12 protein-coding genes are annotated in these 18,059 nt (G+C 71.4%); 5 read left to right on the top strand and 7 right to left on the bottom strand.

The window, feature by feature from the left end; genetic code table 11:
- Together P3L51_RS27340 and P3L51_RS27345 are read right to left on the bottom strand one after the other, a co-directional pair.
- On the bottom strand, nucleotides 1–3,095 hold a 3,095-nt coding region (locus tag P3L51_RS27340; RefSeq protein ID WP_354607968.1), incomplete at its 3' end, for a non-ribosomal peptide synthetase.
- Between the two features lie 121 nt (nucleotides 3,096–3,216).
- Complete coding sequence (locus P3L51_RS27345; protein ID WP_354607969.1) at nucleotides 3,217–4,563, bottom strand: helix-turn-helix domain-containing protein; 1,347 nt, start codon at nucleotides 4,561–4,563, stop codon at nucleotides 3,217–3,219.
- 537 nt (nucleotides 4,564–5,100) lie between these two features.
- Between P3L51_RS27345 and P3L51_RS27350 the strand changes: the two genes are divergently transcribed.
- Nucleotides 5,101–5,316 carry a hypothetical protein gene (locus tag P3L51_RS27350; protein WP_354607970.1) on the top strand — a complete coding sequence of 72 codons (216 nt, stop codon included), beginning with the start codon at nucleotides 5,101–5,103 and terminating at the stop codon, nucleotides 5,314–5,316.
- Nucleotides 5,317–5,513: 197 nt separating this feature from the next.
- On the opposite strand, the gene P3L51_RS27355 is transcribed toward P3L51_RS27350, so the two are convergent.
- Nucleotides 5,514–8,564, bottom strand: coding sequence for an AfsR/SARP family transcriptional regulator (locus tag P3L51_RS27355; protein ID WP_435594534.1), 3,051 nt, complete (start codon nucleotides 8,562–8,564; stop codon nucleotides 5,514–5,516).
- 171 nt (nucleotides 8,565–8,735) lie between these two features.
- On the opposite strand from P3L51_RS27355, the gene P3L51_RS27360 reads away from it, so the two are divergent.
- The gene (locus P3L51_RS27360; RefSeq protein WP_354607971.1) at nucleotides 8,736–9,134 is read left to right on the top strand and encodes a nuclear transport factor 2 family protein; all 399 of its coding nucleotides are present in this window, start codon (nucleotides 8,736–8,738) and stop codon (nucleotides 9,132–9,134) included.
- A 147-nt stretch (nucleotides 9,135–9,281) separates the two neighbouring features.
- Here P3L51_RS27360 and P3L51_RS27365 read toward each other — a convergent pair whose 3' ends face one another.
- From P3L51_RS27365 to manD, 4 genes are read right to left on the bottom strand one after another with little or no spacing between them, the layout of a single operon-like run.
- On the bottom strand, nucleotides 9,282–10,319 hold the full coding sequence (locus P3L51_RS27365) for an L-idonate 5-dehydrogenase (protein ID WP_354607972.1): 1,038 nt from the start codon (nucleotides 10,317–10,319) through the stop codon (nucleotides 9,282–9,284).
- Entirely contained in the window at nucleotides 10,316–11,713 is a 1,398-nt protein-coding gene (locus P3L51_RS27370; RefSeq protein ID WP_354607973.1) for an MFS transporter, read from the bottom strand. Before P3L51_RS27370 ends, P3L51_RS27365 begins: the two co-directional genes overlap by 4 nt.
- Nucleotides 11,714–11,769: 56 nt before the next feature.
- On the bottom strand, nucleotides 11,770–13,248 hold the full coding sequence (locus P3L51_RS27375; protein ID WP_354607974.1) for a mannitol dehydrogenase family protein: 1,479 nt from the start codon (nucleotides 13,246–13,248) through the stop codon (nucleotides 11,770–11,772).
- A 5-nt stretch (nucleotides 13,249–13,253) separates the two neighbouring features.
- Entirely contained in the window at nucleotides 13,254–14,462 is a 1,209-nt protein-coding gene (gene manD / locus P3L51_RS27380; RefSeq protein ID WP_354607975.1) for a D-mannonate dehydratase ManD, read from the bottom strand.
- Between the two features lie 202 nt (nucleotides 14,463–14,664).
- Here manD and P3L51_RS27385 point away from each other — a divergent pair, with 202 nt between their 5' ends.
- The 3 genes from P3L51_RS27385 to P3L51_RS27395 all read left to right on the top strand — a co-directional run bounded on the left by P3L51_RS27385 (nucleotide 14,665) and on the right by P3L51_RS27395 (nucleotide 18,033).
- Nucleotides 14,665–15,378, top strand: coding sequence for a GntR family transcriptional regulator (locus P3L51_RS27385; RefSeq protein ID WP_354607976.1), 714 nt, complete (start codon nucleotides 14,665–14,667; stop codon nucleotides 15,376–15,378).
- A 373-nt stretch (nucleotides 15,379–15,751) separates the two neighbouring features.
- Nucleotides 15,752–16,783, top strand: coding sequence for a LacI family DNA-binding transcriptional regulator (locus P3L51_RS27390; RefSeq protein ID WP_354607977.1), 1,032 nt, complete (start codon nucleotides 15,752–15,754; stop codon nucleotides 16,781–16,783).
- Nucleotides 16,784–16,800: 17 nt separating this feature from the next.
- Nucleotides 16,801–18,033, top strand: coding sequence for a sugar ABC transporter substrate-binding protein (locus tag P3L51_RS27395; RefSeq protein WP_354607978.1), 1,233 nt, complete (start codon nucleotides 16,801–16,803; stop codon nucleotides 18,031–18,033).
- Nucleotides 18,034–18,059 lie beyond the last annotated feature (26 nt).

Raw genomic sequence — 18,059 nt, forward strand, 5'->3', positions numbered from 1 at the left:
GGGTGCTGGAACACGTCGCGGATCGTCAGCCGTACGCCGAGAACGTCGGCGATGTGGTTCGTGAGCCGGGCGGCCAGCAGCGAATGCCCGCCCAGCGTGAAGAAGTTGTCGTCGATCGTGAGGTCGCCGGGTATGCCGAGTGTCCTCGCGAACAGCGCCACCAGGATCTCCTCCTGCGCCGTGCGGGAGGCGCGGCCACTCCGGGATGCGATCGACGGCGCGGGCAGGGCCCGCTTGTCGATCTTCCCGTTGGCGGTGAAGGGGAGCCGGTCGAGGGTGGTCACGTAGGCGGGGACGAGGTGTTCGGGAAGCCGCTCGGCCACATGGCGCCGTACCTCGTCGGGCTGCACCTGCTGGTCCGCCACGACGTAGGCGGCGAGGCGCTTGTCGTGCAGGGTGACAACGGCCTGGGTGAGGTGCGGATGGGTGAGGAGAGCGGCCTCGATCTCACCGGGCTCGATCCGGAAGCCGCGGACCTTGACCTGGTCGTCGGCACGGCCCTCGTAGTGGAGATCGCCGTCCTGGTCGAAGTGGGCCAGGTCGCCGGTGCGGTAGAGGCGGCTGCCCGCCGGGCCGAAGGGGTGGGGGACGAAGCGCGTGGCGGTGATGTCGGCCCGCCCGTGATAACCGTGGGCGAGACCGTCACCCGCCGTGTAGAGCTCGCCCGTCGTGCCCGGGGGGCACAGCCGCAGCCGGCCGTCCAGAATGTAGGCGGGCTTGTTGACCAGGGGAGACCCGATGGGAATCACCGGGTGCGGCTCGTCACCGGGCTCAACCGTGTACGTGGCGGCGAAGATCATCGCTTCCGCCGGTCCGTAGCCGTTGACCACGGTGATGCCGGGCCGGAGCCGCTGGAGTCTGTGGACGTGTGCGGGGGAGGCGGCTTCGCCGACGGTGAAGGCGGTGGTGACGGTCGCGAAGGCCTCGGGGTGTTCGTCCGTCAGGTAGTTGAAGAGGGTGGCGGACAGCAGGAGGGTGGTGACGCGGTGCCGCTGCGTCAGCTCGGTGACGACCGCGGGTTCGGGCTTCTGCCCCGGCTGGAGAACGGCGATGCCACCGTGCAGCAGCGCGCCCCAGAACTCCAGACTGAACGCGTCCCAGGAGACCGGGGAGCACTGGAGGATGACCTGGTCCGGGCCGAAGGGCAGGTAACTCTGCCCGATGAGGGTCATGACCAGGTTGCGGTGCGAGGACAGGATGCCCTTGGGGCGCCCGGTGGACCCGGACGTGAACATCAGGCAGGCCGCGTCGTCGCCGGTCAGCGGCAGGCCGAGGTTGCTGGTGTCGTGGGACACGAGCGTTTCCGGGGCCTCGGTGTGGACGGTCCAGGCGCCGCGCATACGGTCGGCGAGAGCCGGCCGCGTGACGAGGTGGCCGATACCGGCGTCACCGGCCGCCGACCGGAGGCGTTCGTCGGGGAAGTCCGGGTCGAGCAACACGTGGGCGGCGCCGGTCTTGAGGACCGCGAGGAGAGCGGCGGCGAAGGGGATGCCACGCTCGAAGAGGATGCCCGCCATGTCACCGCGGCCCAGGCCGCGGGAGCGCAGATGACGGGCCCACCGGTTGGCGAGGGCGTTGAGTTCCGCGTACGTGACCCGCTGATCCCCGGCGATCAGCGCGGTCTTCTCCGGGAATCGCGCCGCCTGCTCCTCGAACCGCTCCACCAGTGTCGTGTCGTCGGCTTCCACCACCGGGCCGGCCCACCGGCCGGTCAGCAGCTCGCGCTCACCCTCGGACAGCACCTCCAGTTCGGCGACCTCGCGCGCGGTCGGCTCCTCAGAGGCAAGGGCCCTGGCGAGGAAACCGGCGAACCGGTCCTGGTGGGCGGCGATCGCGTCCACGTCGACACCGTCGACCGGTGTGTCGAAGTCGATCCGCAGGCCCCGCGCGGCCCCCAGGTCGTACGCCGCGATGCTGAGGTCGTCGACCGGGCCGTTGCTCACGTTGTGGTTGACGGTCGGGTGACCGCAGACGGTCAGCTCCGAGTTGAAGCCCATGATGTTGACGACCGGCCCGGCGAGCCTGCGCGAGCCGTCGATGACGCCGGCGTCCCTGCACAGGTCCTCGTAGCGGGTCATCTGGTGGCGCAGACCGTGCTTGACCTCGGTGGACACCAACCGGACCAGTGCGCCGAGCGACTCCTCGGGCCGTATCCGCAGCCGTAGCGGCACGATGTTCGACAGCATGCCGGGCGTGCTCCGCGCGGTCTTCGTCCTACGGCCCGTCACCGGCAGGGCGACCACCAACTCGTCCTGCCCCGTGACCCGGTGCACGTAGACCGTGAGCAGCGCCACCAGCAGGACGGACCAGGAGACGCGCTCGGTACGGGCGACCGTGCGCAGCCGGTCGGCGTCCGCCGCCGACACCCGTACGCTCCGCCGGGCGAAGGGCAGAGCGCCGTGCGCGGCGGCGGCCCGGCCGGTCCCCTGGACGATGCGGGGCGCCTCCGGTGCTCCGGCGAGACGATCCCGCCAGCCGACCCGCTCGGCGGCGGCCTCGTCCGACAGCCGGTACTCGGCGTCCTCCGTGACGAGGTCGGCCAGCCGCCCGAAGGGGGAGGCGTCCCACGGCCTCCCATCGACCGCCAGCTCGTACAGCTCGATCAGCCGCGCCAGCAGCATCGACACGCCCACGCCGTCCACGACCACGTGGTGGAGCCCGTAGAAGTAGAAGTACCGCTCCTCACCCAGCTTGAACAGCGCGCAGCGGACCGGCGCCTGGCGAGTCAGGTCGTACGGAGCGCCGACCAGCGCGTCGATCCGGCGCCACGCCTCCTTCTCCGGGTCGTCCGCCGAACTGACGTCCGCGTACGGCAGACCGCGGGATCCCGCGTCCGCGTCGACCAGCTGCCACACCCGCTCACTGTCGTCCTCGAAGTGGCGGACACGCATGATGTCCGCCTCCTCGACCAGACGCCGCCAGGCGGCCGCCATCAGCTCCGGGTCGACGGGGCCGAGGATCTCCCGGCACTCGCCGACGCTGTACCGCAGACCGGTGACGTCCAGGGTGTGCGCCGTCCAGATGTCACGCTGGGCCACCGAGAGCGGCAACCGGACGGCGGCCGGAGCAGGTGCGACGGGCGCATCGGACGACATGGGGGCTCCTGTGGAAGTCGCGGGAGAGAAGGGGCGGCGCAGTGCCATAGAACCCGTGGGCACGGGTGCGGAGCGGCAGTTGATCCGGCGGTGAGCCAGCAGTTCGGCGACGTGGCGGCAGTCAGGCGGCAGCGTCGGCGGCAGTGACCGGGGAGAGCGCGCGTACGACGCACAGCACGCGGAACGCGGAGCGGCCCGTCTCCGTACTGGCCCGGATGACCCCACTGACCAGCAGATCGCGCACCATACGGCCGCAGTGCGGCAGGGGCCGGCCCGTCAGCCGTACGACATCGGCCAGACCGAACTCGTCCTCGCCCGCCTCGTGCAGCGCGGAGATCAGCCTCCGCTGGTCGGCGGGCAGCCGGCCGAGGACGCGGCCGGTCCGCTCCCGCAGGCGCGAGCCCGCCGCGTCGCCGGACAGGTGGTCGAGCAGGGCGGCGGGGTCGGACTCCACGATGCCGCGGAGGGTGGGCAGGTCGCAGACGGCCAGCCAGGAGGCGGCGGCGACCAGCGCCATGGGGTGACCGTCGAGGCGGTGGCAGATCCGCGCGACCTCGGCCAGGCACCGCTCGTCAGGGGTGATGTCGGGGCGGACGCGGCGGAGCCGGCTGAGGAAGAACCGGGTGGCGGGGGAGGCGTCGCCGACGGGAGCGCCGGCGCCGGCGGGCGGGGCGGGGGCTTCCAGCGGGGAGAGGAGGAAAAGACGTTCGCAGGGCACGTTCCAGGGCTCCTCCGCGGTGACGAGCACGCGGACGCCGGGAAACTCGCGGAACAGCCGGCTCAGCCGGTGGCCGTCGAGCGGGCCGGTGTCGACACCGTCGAGCACCAGCAGGGCGCCCTGGCCGGCGAGAAGGTCCGCGAGGCGCGCCGGGAGCCCGTCGGGCCGGCCGTCGCCGTGCAGGAAGTCGGCGCAGTCCGCTGTCAGGGCGGTGAACGGGTCGTCACCGGCGGGCAGGAAGTCGGCGGTGCTGTCGGGGGCGGTGTGCCACAGCACGGGGAAGCCCGCGTCGTGCAGCCGGGAGGCGGCCTCCAGGGCGAGCCGCGTCTTGCCCACGCCGCTCAGCCCCACCACCGTGATCAACCGCTCTGCTCCCGACAGCAGTTCCTCCACGACGACCGCGGTCTCCGTCTCCCGGCCGATCAGCGGATGCAGGGCCACGGGCGGCGCCGGACGCTCGACGCCGAGACGTCTGCCGTCCCCGCCGCGGTGTCCGTGCTGGGCCGCCTCCTCCAGGGCGGCCCGGGCGCGGGGGCCCAGCCGCAGGCCGTCGGCTATCAGCCGGACCGTGTCGGTTCTCGGGCGCTGGGCCTTCCCCTTCTCCAGGTCGCGGATGGCGCGGACGCTGATGGTGGAGAGATCCGCGAGCTGACGCTGGGTCAGGCCGATACGGAGCCGGTGGCCCCGTATCAGGGAACCGAGCGCCTCGGGCTCCGGGGCGCTGTCCTGCGGGGAGAGGCTGATCGACATGGGGAGCTCCTGCTGGTCGGTTCGGGATCCGGTCGGTGCGGGGCCTTGTCGTTACGCGGTCGGGTCGGGCCCGCTGTTGGAGGCCCGGCTGGTTCGGAGCCCGGCCTGTTCGGCCGAGGCCCCTCGTCGCTACTTCCTGTCATCGTGCGAACACGCCCTATCCGGGGGGTATCCCGCTCCTAACCCCGCGTGCGCTTTCGCTATCGCCGGGCCGTCGGCTCCGCCCCGTGACCGGGGAAGGGGCGGCTGACATGCCACTCACGCACGGGGGCGGGAGTCCGCTTGGCGGTCGTAACGCCGCAGAAGTGATCAAATCGCCGCACAGGGAACGGACTTGAGCCGCGACAAGGAGCGCGACGGTGCGCCGAGGGACGCGGCGCGGCGGCGGGGGACGCGGCGCCGTGATAGCGGGCCGGGCGCCGTGATAGCGCGCCCGGTGCCGTGATAACGGGGTGATAAGGCGACGGGCGGCCCGGTGAATCCGCCCTTTCCTAACTTGGTGTCCAGAAGGAAACGGCCCCACCGAGAGGAACTCCGATGACGAACAACACCGCCACCCGCACCGCTCTCCGCGCCACCGTCGCCTCGGCGCTGATCGTGATCGTGACGGGTCTGGGCGCTCAGGCGGGCTGGGCCGCCCCGGCCACCGACGCGACCGCCCCGACGGCCGTCACCGAGACGGTCACCCCGCCGCCCGCCGGGGGCACCGAGGACCCGGCCGGCTCGGGCACCGACAACAACCCCTGGGACTGAGGTCGACTCCCACCCTCCGCCGGGCGCCCATCGCACACCGGGTTCCCCCGCACCGGGGATATGGGGGCGCCACCGGGTGACGGACCGGCTGTCGAGCGCGTGAAGTTGAAGCCGAACCCACGGAAGCCGGCCGACGAGTCCGTCCAGCACCGGCTCGGGCACCGCCGCCCCGGCCCGACCGCCGCCTCCCCGAGGTCTCAGCCGACGCCGAGCAACCGCTTCGCCTCGGTCAGCTCCCGCCCCATGCCCTGCTCGCGGAACACGTCGACCGCGGGGGCCAGCAGTTCGCGGGAACGCGCCGGGTCCCCCTCCAGCAGCCTTGCCAGATCGAGGCGCGCCAGTGCGCCGCCGCTAAAATCCATGATGTGCTCCCGGGCGGCGATGGCCCGGTCGAAGAAGTCCCTGGCCCGGTCGGGCCGGCCCATCACGGTGAAGGCGTGCCCCAGGTCGCGCAGCAGATGCCCTTCACCGATGACGTCGCCGGAATCCCGGCACAGTTCCAGCACCTCCGTGAAGGTCAGCACCGCCAGATCGTGCTCGCCCCGCTCCAGCAGCAGTTGGCCGACGCGACGCAGGGCTCTCGCCCGGCCTCCCGTGTAACCCACCTCCTGATAGATGGCCAGCGCCTCGTCCAACTGCGTCTGCGCCGCGGCTCTGTCGCCCTGGCGCATCCGGATGTGGGCGCTCTGCGTCAGGACGATCGCCCGCCCCACCACGTCGCCGGCCCGGTCGAAGTCGGCGAGAGAGCGGCCGTACAGTCCCAGCGCCCCGGAGTCGTCGCCGCTCATCCTCGCGATGAGCGCGAGATCGCGCCGGCACAGCGCCTCGCCCTCCGGTTCGTCGAGCGCCTGGAAGACATCCAGCGCCGAGCTCAGCGCCTGCCGTGCCCGGTCGAACTGGTTACGGCTCAAGTACAGCGAGCCGAGCGACGCCCGTACGGCGGCCGTACCCCGCAGATTGCCCGCCTTACGGACCGCGCCCAGCGCCTTCAGATGGGTCCGCTCCCACAGGTCGTAGTGCCCGCGCACCTCGAAAAGGGTGACCAGGGTCGTCGCGAGGTCCCAGCTCAGGTCGTGCAACCCCTCGTCCGCCGCGTGCTCCACCATCCGGCACAGCGCGGCCTGTTCGGCGTCGAGCCAGGCCAGCGGGTCGGCCAGCAGTTCGTCCGTGCAGGTGGCGGGCGGCCGCCAGCGGGGAGCCGCCCCGTGCAGGACGGTGTAGTCACCGCCGTACACCTTCCGGTGCGCCTCCTCGGCCAGGTGCATCCAGCCGCCCGCCATCCGGGCGAGGGCCGCCTTCCGGTCCTCCGGTGTCTCGTGCGCGGCCAGTTGTTCACGCGCGTAGACCCGGATGATTTCGTGGAAGCGATAGCGATAGCCGCCGGTGCTCTCCACTCCGACGACGTCCAGCATCTGCACGTCGAGCAGGGGCTCCATCAAGTCCGACGGGAAGGGCCGGTCGTCGTCGAGCAGCGAGCCGGCCAGCCAACTGGGCAGGGTCGGTGCCTGAGCCATGCTCAGCAGCCGCAGTAAACGGCAGTCCTCGGCGGCCAGGCCGTCGTACGTCAACGACAGGCTGGCCCGCATGGTCATCTCACCGTGCGTCAACTCGTCCAGCCGATGGCGCTCGTTGGACAGCCGCAGCACCATCGAGGCGAGCGTCCAGTGCGGCCGCGCGGCGAGCCGGGCGGCCACGATCCGCAGGGCCAGCGGCAGCCGGCCGACCGTGCGGACGAGCGCCTCCGCCGCCACGGACTCACGCCGCACGCGGTCCTCCCCGATGATCCGGGACAGCAGCTCCAGCGCCCGGTCCTCCGCCAGGACGTCCAGCTCGACGCAGTGCGCGCCGGGCAGCGCGGTCAGCCGCGCCCGGCTGGTCACGAGAACCGCGCAGTCGCGGCTGCCGGGCAGCAGCGGCCGCACCTGGCCCTCGCTGACCGCGTCGTCGAGCACGACCAGCACCCTGCGGGAGGCGAGTCTGGTCCGGTACATCTCCGCCCGTTCGTCCAGCGACTCCGGGATGAGCTGACCGGGTATGCCGAGCGCGCGCAGGAACCTGCCCAGTACCTCCGAGGAGGTCGCCGGAGAGGATGTCGTTCCCCGCAGGTCGCAGTAGAGCTGGCCGTCGGGGAAACCGGTCTCGGCCAGCACCTGGGCCAGGTGGACGGCGAGGGTCGACTTACCGGTGCCCGGCTTTCCGGTGATCGCGACGAGGCCCCCCGTACGGCGCCCCGGTCCGCCGGTCAGTGCCTCCTCCAGCTTCGCGAGCTGGTCCGCGTCGGCGACGAAGTCCGCGGTCGTGGCGGGCATCTGGTGCGGGATCTCGTCCTGCCGCTCGGCCGGCGGCGGGATCGGGATCGGGGCCGGGATCGGGGCCGCCGGGTCGACGCCGGTGGCGCCTTTCGCGCCGGCGGCAGTCTCGGGCGGTACGCGGACCGGTTCGGCCCTTACGGGCGGCGGCAGTTCACCCGCGAGGATCGCCGATTGCAGGTCTCTCAGCTCGCGGCCGGGCTCCAGCCCCAGTTCCTCGTCCAGCAGCACCCGCCCGACCCGGAAGACGTCCAGCGCCTCCGCCTGCCGTCCCGACCAGTACAGGGCCTGCATGAGCTGGCCGCGCAGCTTCTCCCGCAGGGGGTGTTCGTGTGTGAGCATCTGGAGCTCGCCGACCAGCCGGTCCTGCCGCGCGAGTCCCAACTCCAGCTGAATGCGCAGCTCCAGGGCGGTCAGCCGCTCCTCGTTGAGCTGCCGTGCCCTGTTCGCCAGCGGGCCACTGTCCATCCCCGACAGGCAGTCGCCCTGCCAGAGCGTCATCGCGGACCTCAGCAGCTCCACGGCCGCCTCCGGCGCGCCCTGCTCCGTCAGCAGACGAGCGCGCGACACCAGACCGGTGAACAGTGTGGAATCCACGTTGACGGCATCGGTGTGGAGCACGTACCCCGGCGGCCGGGTGGCGATCGAGATCTGACCATCCGCACCGGCCAGGAGCTTCCGCAGCCGCGACACACAGATCTGCACCTGGGTGCGGGCGGTCTCCGGCGGGTTGTCCTCCCAGATGAGGTCGACGAGGTAGTTCGTGCCGACCACACGGTTGGTCTCCAGCAGCAGCGCTGCGAGAATCAGCTCCTGCCGGCCGGGCGGAACCCTCAGCGTCCCGTCCCTGCCGCGAATCTGCAGCGGCCCCAGGACCCGGAAGGGCGGGCGCGACGTGTCAGGGGCGTCCAGGACCTTTTCTGTAATGCCGTCAGCCACTAAATCCCCCACCGCATTAGCGAGTTGACGTCCAGAAGGTCAACCTCGCACAGTCTCCACAGTGATGTGGTCCCTGTCCATGCCATGTAGTTCGCGGGTGGGTGATAGCCGGGTGATAAGGAGAAGTTGCGGAGGGCCAGCAGGATGTTACACGGACGCGAAAGGGACAGAATGAACAGCGACGACTACGCCTGTACCGAGCCGCAGAGGCCGGCCGACCTGATCACCGCCGCGGGCATCGACCACGTTCGCCTGGTCTACGACTACCTGAACGCGGGCGACCTCGACGCCTGCGCTTCCCTTCTCCACGACGATGTCGAGTTCGAACTCCCCGGTCTGCCGCCCGCCCGCGGCCGTACGGCGGTCCTCCACGCCCACCGCGAGGCGACCACGCCCGCCACCCGCCACGAGATCGACCGAGTCGTCGCCCACGACCACAGCGTCGTCGCGGTCGGGCGACGTATCGTCCCCGGCACCGGGGGGACGAGCCTGCGCTTCGTCGACTTCTTCAGCATCGCCGACGACACCATGGTGCGCGCCTGCACGCGCTACTACCACACGACTCCCTGATACGGGCCACGACACCGGCCGGCAGCGGCGCCGCCTCCGTACCGGCCGGCCCGCGACCTCTTCCCGGCCGCAGACCGGGCGGGAAGCACCGGCCGGAACGCCGTCCAGGACGGACGGCCCCCCGAATCCCGATGACGTCCCGCGGCCTCACCCGACCGTCGCCGCCCCGTCCAGCCGCAGCATGACTTTGCTGCTTCCGCTCGCCGCGGCCACGCCCAGGGCCTCGTCCGCCCGCTCCAGGCCGAAGCGGTGACTGATGACGGGGGAGACGTCGAGGCCGTCCCGCATGGCGAGCAGCGCCTCGTCGATCTCCTCGACGAAGCGGTACGAGCCGACCCAGGTGATCTCCCTGGTCACCAGGTCCCCGAGCACGGCGGGTACGGGCGTGCCGGGGAGGTTCCCGACCTGGACGAGGGTGCCGCCGCGCGCCGTCGCCCGCAGGATCGGTCCCAGCGCGGCCGGGGCGCCCGAGGCGTCGAAGGACAACTCGACGTCCTCGGGCAGCTCGGCGCCCGTGGAGACGTCGACCGTCCGGTCCGCGCCCATGGCGCGGGCGACGGCGAGCGACGCCTCGGAGATGTCCGAGGCGATCACGGCCGCCGCCCCACGATACTTCGCCGCCGCCACGACCAGGGCGCCGATCGGGCCCGCGCCATTGACCAGGACGGTCGCTCCCCGCAGGTCACCGGCGCGATGTACGGCGTGCAGAGCCACGGCGAGGGGTTCGGCGAGGGCGCCGTGCTCGGTGGTGACCCCGTCGGGCAGCGGCCGTATCTGTGCCGCGCGGACCACCCGGTACTCACTGAACCCGCCGTCGGTGTGCGGGTCGAAGGCGGCCGATCCGAAGTACCGGACCCGTCGGTGGAGGTTGGTGCGACCGGCGATCCGGTCGGGCAGCGGGTGGTCGCCGACCCGTTCCGCCGGGTGGACGGTCACCGGCTGACCTTCCGTCAGACCACTGACGTCCGGGCCGGTTCCGGCGATCCGCCCGGCGACCTCGTGGCCGAGTACCAGCGGGTGGGCGAGCGAGGCGGTCCCGGAAGCACCGTGCTTCCAGTACGCGACGTCGGAGCCGCAGATTCCGCCCCACTCCATGGCGACGAGGACCTCCCCGGCGCCGGGAACCGGTCGTGGGCGCTCATCGATCCGCAGATCACGCGCCCCGTGGACGACGACCGCCCTCATACCGCGTCCTCCAGCCGTACCAGGTCGCGCCCGCGGGTCTCGGGCGAGAGCAGCGCGGACGTCAGGGTGATGGCCGAGTAGACGACGAGCATCGCGGCGATCGGCCACCAACTGCCGGTGACCGCGGTGAGCGACGCCGCGATGACCGGACCGACGGCGGTGGCGAGGATGCCGCCGATCTCCTTGGACAGGGCGAGCTGGGTGAACCTGGTCCGGGAGCCGAACAGTTCGGCCATCGTCACGCTCTCCAGCGAGAACAGCCCCAGGACACCGATGTTGAGCGCGAGGACCATCCCCAGCATCAGTGCGGAGGTGTTGCCGGAGGTGATCAGCAGCATCATCGGGAAGGCGAGGACCATGGTCAGCAGCGTGAGCGCGACGTAGATCGGACGTCGGCCGAAGCGATCCCCGAGCAGACCCACCACCGGCACGGTGACGAAACCCACCAGCGAACCGTAGAGGATCGCGTCGGTGGGGACCGCCCGGCCGGCGTCCAGGTTCGTGGCGATGTAGCCGACGAGGAAGGTCTGGATGAGGCCCGAGTTGCCCGCCTGGCCGAACCGCAGCCCGAGGGCGAGGAAGAACGCCTTGCCCTTGCGCTGCCGGATCCCGGCCTCCAGGACGCCCTCCCGCTTCTCCTCCAAGGAGGCGTCGCCGAGAGCCGATTCGACCTCTTCACGTGACATCGCGACGCCGTCCACGACATCCGCACGCTCCTCGAAGACCGGGCTCTCCTTGAGGTTCCGGCGCAGCCAGACCGCGAAGATCATCAGCGCGAAGCTCAGCAGGAACGGCAACCGCCAGCCCCACGAGAGCAGTTGCTCCTCGCTGAGCACGGCGAGCAGGATCGCCCACAGGCCGGAGGCCGCGAGCGTGCCGGAGTTGGTGCCGAGCGACACCAGCGACGAGATCAGACCCCGGCGCTTGGCAGGGGCGTACTCGGCGAGCATGACGGTGGCCCCGGCGATCTCGGCGCCCGCCCCGAAGCCCTGGACGAGCCGCAGGACGACCAGCAGGACGGGGGCGAGAATGCCGATCGTCGCGTACGTGGGCAGTGCGCCGATCAGTGTGGTCGACGCGCCCATCAGCAGAATGGTCAGGTACAGCACCTTCTTGCGGCCGATCCGGTCGCCCATGCGCCCGAAGTAGACGGCTCCGGCGAGCCGGGCCACATACCCGACGCCGTAGGTCGCCATGGCCGCGATCAGACCGATGGCGGGGCTGACGTCGGGGAAGAAGATCTTGTTGAAGACGATGGCGGCTGCCAGCGAGTAGAGCTGGAAGTCCATGAACTCCATCGCTGTGCCGAGCCAGCCGGACGTGGCCGCTCTGGTCAGATCGCGCGTGGTGCGCTTCGCGGAGCCTTCGGGCTCGGCCCGCTTGGTGTCCGTCATGGTGAACTCCGTTGTTCAGGGCTGTGCTTGTACGGCGGTGCCGTGGGCGGGTGGGGTCAGAAATCGATGTGGCCGGCGCGCAGCGCGGGGATCCGGGCGGCGATGCCGGAGACGAGAGCGTCGTCCCCGGCCAGGTCCGCGGCTCCGACGACACGCAGCAGCCGCCGGACGGTGTCGTCGAGACGTGCCGCGCCCTGCCAGCAGTTGGCCAGGGCCGTCGCGGCGGGGTCCGTCGTACCGAACAGCCGGCCGCCGTCCCCGGCGGAGCGGGTGGCGTTCGCCCATGCGGCCAGGGCGAGTTCGAGGACCGGGGTGGGCGACGGGGACGCGCGCAGGGTCCGCAGGGCGTCGAACCACCGTTCGGGAATCTTCAACGACCCGTCGGAGCCGATCTGCTGGAGCAGATGCCGGACAGCGGGGTTCCGGAACCGTTCGACGAGATCGTCCGCGTAACGCAGGGGATCGGGCCCGCCGGCGGGCAGCGTCGGCCCGACCTCCGCGCAGAAGGCCCGCACGAGCCGTTCGCCCCAGTCGCTCGCCAGGGTGTCGGCGACGGTCGCACATCCCGCCGCCGCACCGAGATACGCGAGGGCGGAGTGTGCTCCGTTGAGCAGCCGCAACTTCGTGAGCTGGTACGGGACGACATCGGGGACGAACAGCGCGCCGTCCAGCTCCCACGGCGGTCGCGGGCCGGCGAAGGAGTCCTCCATGACCCACTGCCGATACGGTTCGCCGACGACGGGCACGCCGTCGCGCACACCGAGCGCGGAGTCGGCCGTGTGCCGGTCACTGTCCGTCGTCGCGGGCACGATGCGGTCGACGACCGTCGCGGGAAAGGCAACGGAGGCCGCCATCCAGTCGAGTACGGCCCGCCGGTCGGGCCAGGACGACGCTTCGACGAAGCCCCTGACGACCGTCGCGAGCGCGGAGCCGTTCCCGGCCATGTTGTCGCACGACAGAAGGGTGAGCGGGGCTCCGCCGGAGCGCATCCGCAGGGCGAGTCCGGCGGCGATCCGTCCGACGACCGTGGTGAGCTCACCGGTCTCCCGCGCCGCCAGATCGGCCGCGATCTCCGGTGCCAGGGTGTCGAGTTCGCCGCCGCCGGGCCGCCGGTGGTGGCCCTTCTCGGTGATGGTCGACGTCAGCACGGTGACCTCCGGGGAGGCGAGCAGCGCGTCGATCCGGCCGGCGTCCGGACGCATGCCGAGCGCGTCGGTGACCGACCCGATCACCCGGGTGGCGGGTCCCTCCGGGCGGCGTTCGGTCAGCGAGTAGAGACAGTCCTGCGCGCGCATCGCCGCCACCACGGGCAGCGAGCGGGGAGCGACGGCGACGATCCCCCACGGTTCACCGGAGAGGGCCGACGCGCGCTCCGTGTAGACGGCCTGGTGCGCCCGGTGGAAGGCCCCCAGCCCGAAGTGGACGATTCGGGGGCGGAGTCCACGGGGATCGACGGCCGGGCGCAGCGCGGGCGCGATCCGGCCGAGCGTGGCACGTCCCAGCGGCGGTGGATCCGTGGGCGGAGTCGGGGGCATGTCGTTCACCAGTCGTGCACCGACCCGTCCAGACGTCGCGCGACCGGCAGATAGCGGGCCTGGTACGGGAAGCGCTCCGCCGCCTTCTCGTCGTACGAGACCCCGAGGCCGGGCTCCTGGGACGGATGCAGCATGCCGTCCGCGAAGGTGACGCCGCTGTGGAAGACCTCGGCGGTCTCCTCGGGGTGCCCCATGTACTCCTGGATGCCGAAGTTCGGTACGGCGATGTCCACATGCACCGCGGCGGCCATCGAGACGGGGGAGAGGTCCGTCGCCCCGTGGGAGCCGGTCCGTACCTGGTAGAGGGCGGCCAGGTCGAAGATGCGGCGCAGATGGGTGATCCCGCCGGCGTGGACGACGGTGGTGCGTACGTAGTCGATGAGCTGCTCGGTGATCAGCTGCTGTACGTCCCAGATCGAGTTCAGCACCTCTCCCACCGCGATCGGCGTGGTCGTGTGCTGCCGGATGAGCCGGAACGCCTCCTGGTTCTCGGCGGGCGTCGGATCCTCCATCCAGTACAGCCGGCTGTCCTCGACGCTCCTGCCGAAGCGGGCCGCCTCGATGGGGGTGAGCCGGTGGTGCACGTCGTGGAGCAGGTGGAAGCCGAAGCCGAAACGCTCGCGGACGGCTTCCAGGTAGGTCGGCGCGAAGCGCAGATACGCCTCGGTGTCCCAGGGCTGCTCGTCGGGCAGCGCGGTCGCGGCCGGCTCGTACACCTTGCCCTTGCGGACTCCGTAGCTGCCGCCGACGCCCGGCACGGCGGCCTGTGCGCGTACCGCCTTGTAGCCGAGGTCGAGGAATCGGTCGACGTCGTCGAGCAGGGACGGGACGTCCGTACCGCTGGCGTGCGAGTAGACCGTGACGCCGTCGCGCGAGCGTCCGCCGAGCAGTTGGTAGACGGGCAGACCGGCGGTCTTGCCCTTGATGTCCCACAGGGCCGTGTCCACGGCGGCGATCGCGGTCATGGTGACCGGGCCGCGCCGCCAGTACGCGCCCCGGTACAGGTACTGCCACATGTCCTCGATACGGGCCGGGTCCTTGCCGATCAGCAAGGGGACGAGGTGGTCCCGCAGGTAGCTCGCGACGGCCAGTTCGCGGCCGTTCAGCGTGGCGTCCCCGAGTCCGGTGACCCCGTCCGACGTCGTGATGCGCAGGGTGACGAAGGTCCGCCCGGGGGAGGCGACGAACACCTCCGCACGTTCGATCTTGCTCACAGGTCCACTCCGGTCCACTTCTTCGGACGATCCGTACGGTGCCGAGCCGGGCGGGAACGAGCCCTCCACTGGTCGACACGACTGGTATACAAGCACCGGTCGCGAAGCGATGCAATACTTGTGTGCGGTCGACCGCGGTGAGGTCGGCGCAGTCGGCGAACGGGAGGCATCGATGGGCTCGGCGCCCCGATACGATGAGCGCATGGCTCCATCGAACCGGCAGCGGACCAGTCGCCGTTCCGTCTACGCGACGTTGCGTCGCAAGGTTCTGACGCTTGAGTTCCCCCCGGGCGCGGCCTTGTCGGAGAACGAACTCGCCGCCTCCCTCGGGGTGAGCCGCACGCCGATCCGGGAGAGCCTGATCCTGCTGTCCGAGGAGGGCCTTGTGCAGGTCTTCCCGCAGGTGGGGTCCTTCGTCTCCCGTGTCGACCCGGCCAAGGTGGCGGACGCCCAATTCCTCAGGGAGGCCGTGGAGTTGGCCTCCCTCGAAGACCTTCCCGCCGAGCCGGACCCCGATCTGGTCGATGAACTGCGCCGTAACCTGGAGGAGCAGCGCCGGCCCGGCCTCGGCCTGGAGGCCTTCTTCGAGCTGGACGAGGCATTCCATCAGGGACTCCTGCGGCTGAGCGGCCACGGCAACGCCTGGGCGACCGTCGTCTCGGCCAAGGGGCATCTCGACCGTGCGCGGCGTCTCGGCCTCTACGACACCGCGTCGTCGTCGGGCTTCGCCGACCAGCACGTCGACATCCTCGACGCGGTCCTCGCGGGCGACGTCTCCCTGGCCCGTGCCGCCATGCGCGCCCATCTGAGGGCGGTGTTCGACGACGTCGAGCGCATCAGGGAACGCTCACCCGAACTGTTCGCCACGGACTCCGGCGCGGTCCCGGTGCGGCGCAACATCGTCGTCTGGGAGTAACGCCCGGGCCCCGGACCGCCGTCCGGCCCGCGCACCCGGTCCCCACCGGGAAAGACGTCGCCCACCGCCCGCGTGAGCCACAGCCCGGCGACGACGCGCTGACCCTGGTCGCTGTCCTCACTCGCGCCCAGCTGCCCGGCCAGGCGCCGCGTGGCCCGCCCGGGACCGGATCGCCGCTGCCGCGTATCCGGGCGGCGGACCCGCGTCCCACCCCGTTCGGCGCGTACGGGAAGTGCGCGCCGAATTTGGCATGGCAGGAAACAAATCTGCTCCCGACTCTTGCCCGGCCATCCCGGACCGTCTTAATGTGACGCCCACGTAAACACTGTCGAATCGATTCGACGAATCGATTCGACCCGGGCTGGGGAGCGGCGTGGCCACCATCAAGGACGTAGCGCAGCGAGCCGGCGTCGCTCCGAGCACCGTCTCCTACGTGCTGAGCGGCTCCCGCAAGATCTCCGAGGACACCCGGGCCGCCGTCCGCGCCGCCGTCGAGGAACTGGGCTACCACCCGCGTGCCAGCGCCCGTACGCTGCGCAGCGCCCGCAGCAACGTCCTGGCACTCGCGGTGCCCCGGCAGCCCGGCAAGTACCGGGGCGCGGACGGCACGTTCGCCATCGACATCAGCGACGCGGCACGCGGCCACGGCTACGACGTCGTACTGATCACCGATCTGGACGGCGTGGCGGCCATGCGCCGTGTCGTCGGCAGCGGAATGGCCGACGCGGCCGTGCTGATGGCCGTGGAGGAGCGGGACCCGCGCGCCGCCGCACTGCGCGAGACGGCGTTTCCCGCCGCGCTGCTCGGCCGCGGCGAGGACCAGGCCGGCCTGCCCTGGGTCGATCTCGACTGGGAGGCCGCCGTGGCCCTCGCCCTGCGGGAGACCGTGGCGGCCGGTCACCGGCACATCGTCTTCCTGTCGTCCGCCGACCACGAGATCGCCTCCCGGCGCGGTTACGCCCTGCGGGGCCTGGCCGGCGCCGTGCTCACCGCCCGCGAGAACACCGCCGACATCCGGGTCGTCCCTTCCCACGGTGAGCCCGAGCAGCTGGCCCGCGCGCTGCGCCAGGCACTGGCCGCGAGGCCCGCTCCCACCGCGCTCGTCGTCCAGCACCTGATCCTGCTGCCGCACCTGCTGGACGAGATCGCCGCCGCCGGACTGCGCGTCCCCGAGGATCTGGCCGTCGTCCTCGTCGGCAGCATCCCCGACGACCCGGGCGGCCGGCCACTGCCCCGTATCGAACTTCCCGTGACGGAGATGTCCGCCGCCGTGGTCCGGCTCGCGCTCGGTGCCGCGGACGTGGATCCCTCCGTTCCCTCGGGAGAACAACCCCCACACCGGCTGATCACGCCCCGGATGGCGACCGGAAGCGTGATCCGCCCTCCTTCGGAGCCGTCCTCGTGAACGGAGAGCCCACCATCATGCAACGCCCAAGAGGCATACGGGTGATCGCGACCGCCACGGCCGCGCTCGTCCCCGTGACACTGGGGCTGACGGGGTGCGCCGCCACCCCCGACCCGGGCACCGTCACCGTGCTCAACTCGGCCACCGACGCGGCCGAGCACGACGCGAACCAGAAGTTCTTCGACCGCTGTGCGAAGCCGCTGGGGCTGAAGGTCGAACAGATCAGCGTGCCCGCGGACACCGTCGCCTCCAAGGCACTGCGGATGGCGTCCTCCGACTCGCTCACCGACATCCTGGAACTGGACGGCTCGGAACTGCCCCAGTTCGCGGAGACCGGCGGGCTGCGCCCCCTGGACGAAGTGGGCCTGGACACCTCCGGATTCTCCGCCGGCGCCACCTCACTCGGGAGCTACGACGGGACGCAGTACGCCGTGGCCCGCTCGGTGAACTCCCTCGCGCTGATCTACAACAAGGACCTGCTCCGTACGGCAGGGGTCGAACCGCCCACCACCTGGGCCCAGTTGCGCGAGACGGCGAAGAAGCTGACGTCGGGGAACACCTACGGCATGGCCTTCAGCGCCAGCCCGAACGCCGACGGCGTCTACCAGTTCCTGCCGTTCTTCTGGTCGGGCGGTGGCGACGAGGCGCGGCTGGACAACGGCAAGGGCGAGGCCGCCCTGACGCTGTGGAAGGACATGCTGGGTGACAGGTCCGTGTCGAAATCGGTCGTCAACTGGAACCAGCAGGACGTGAACGACCAGTTCGTCGCGGGCCGCGCCGCCATGATGATCAACGGGCCGTGGCAGGTGCCGGTGCTCAGCGCGCAGGACAAGGTCGACTGGGCCGTCGCCACCATCCCCGTTCCCCGGGCCGGCCAGGACGCGGTCGCGCCGATCGGCGGCACGGTGATGGCCGTGCCGAAGAGCGACGACAGCGGGCGCGAGAACAACGCGGGCAAGATCCTCACCTGCCTGAACAGCGAGAAGAACCAGCTCGCCTGGGGCGAGTCGGTGAACAACGTGCCCACCAAGGAGTCCGCGGCGGCATCCTACGCCGGGAAGTACCCCAAGCTGGCCCCGTTCGTCGATCTGGTGGCCACGGCACGCTCCCGTACCGCCCAGGTCGGCACCGGCTGGCCGGTGGTCAACGACGCGCTCGCCGGAGCCTTCCAGTCGGTACTGACCGGCGGGGCCGGGCCGGAGAAGGCCCTCAGGAACGCCCAACGGCAGGCATCGGCCGGGGAGAAGTGAGGACACCATGACCACCGCTGCCCCCT

Origin of the sequence: Streptomyces panacea, assembly GCF_040560175.1 — a bacterium.
GTDB classification, from domain to species: Bacteria; Actinomycetota; Actinomycetes; order Streptomycetales; family Streptomycetaceae; genus Streptomyces; species Streptomyces panacea.

What these genes read in the sequence shown, in the direction of transcription:
- P3L51_RS27345 (WP_354607969.1), bottom strand. Translation starts at nt 4,563, where the DNA reads ATGTCGATCAGCCTCTCCCCGCAGGACAGCGCCCCGGAGCCCGAGGCG.
- P3L51_RS27360 (WP_354607971.1), top strand. Translation starts at nt 8,736, where the DNA reads ATGAACAGCGACGACTACGCCTGTACCGAGCCGCAGAGGCCGGCCGAC.
- P3L51_RS27350 (WP_354607970.1), top strand. Translation starts at nt 5,101, where the DNA reads ATGACGAACAACACCGCCACCCGCACCGCTCTCCGCGCCACCGTCGCC.
- P3L51_RS27370 (WP_354607973.1), bottom strand. Translation starts at nt 11,713, where the DNA reads ATGACGGACACCAAGCGGGCCGAGCCCGAAGGCTCCGCGAAGCGCACC.
- P3L51_RS27365 (WP_354607972.1), bottom strand. Translation starts at nt 10,319, where the DNA reads ATGAGGGCGGTCGTCGTCCACGGGGCGCGTGATCTGCGGATCGATGAG.
- P3L51_RS27375 (WP_354607974.1), bottom strand. Translation starts at nt 13,248, where the DNA reads ATGCCCCCGACTCCGCCCACGGATCCACCGCCGCTGGGACGTGCCACG.
- P3L51_RS27385 (WP_354607976.1), top strand. Translation starts at nt 14,665, where the DNA reads ATGGCTCCATCGAACCGGCAGCGGACCAGTCGCCGTTCCGTCTACGCG.
- P3L51_RS27395 (WP_354607978.1), top strand. Translation starts at nt 16,801, where the DNA reads ATGCAACGCCCAAGAGGCATACGGGTGATCGCGACCGCCACGGCCGCG.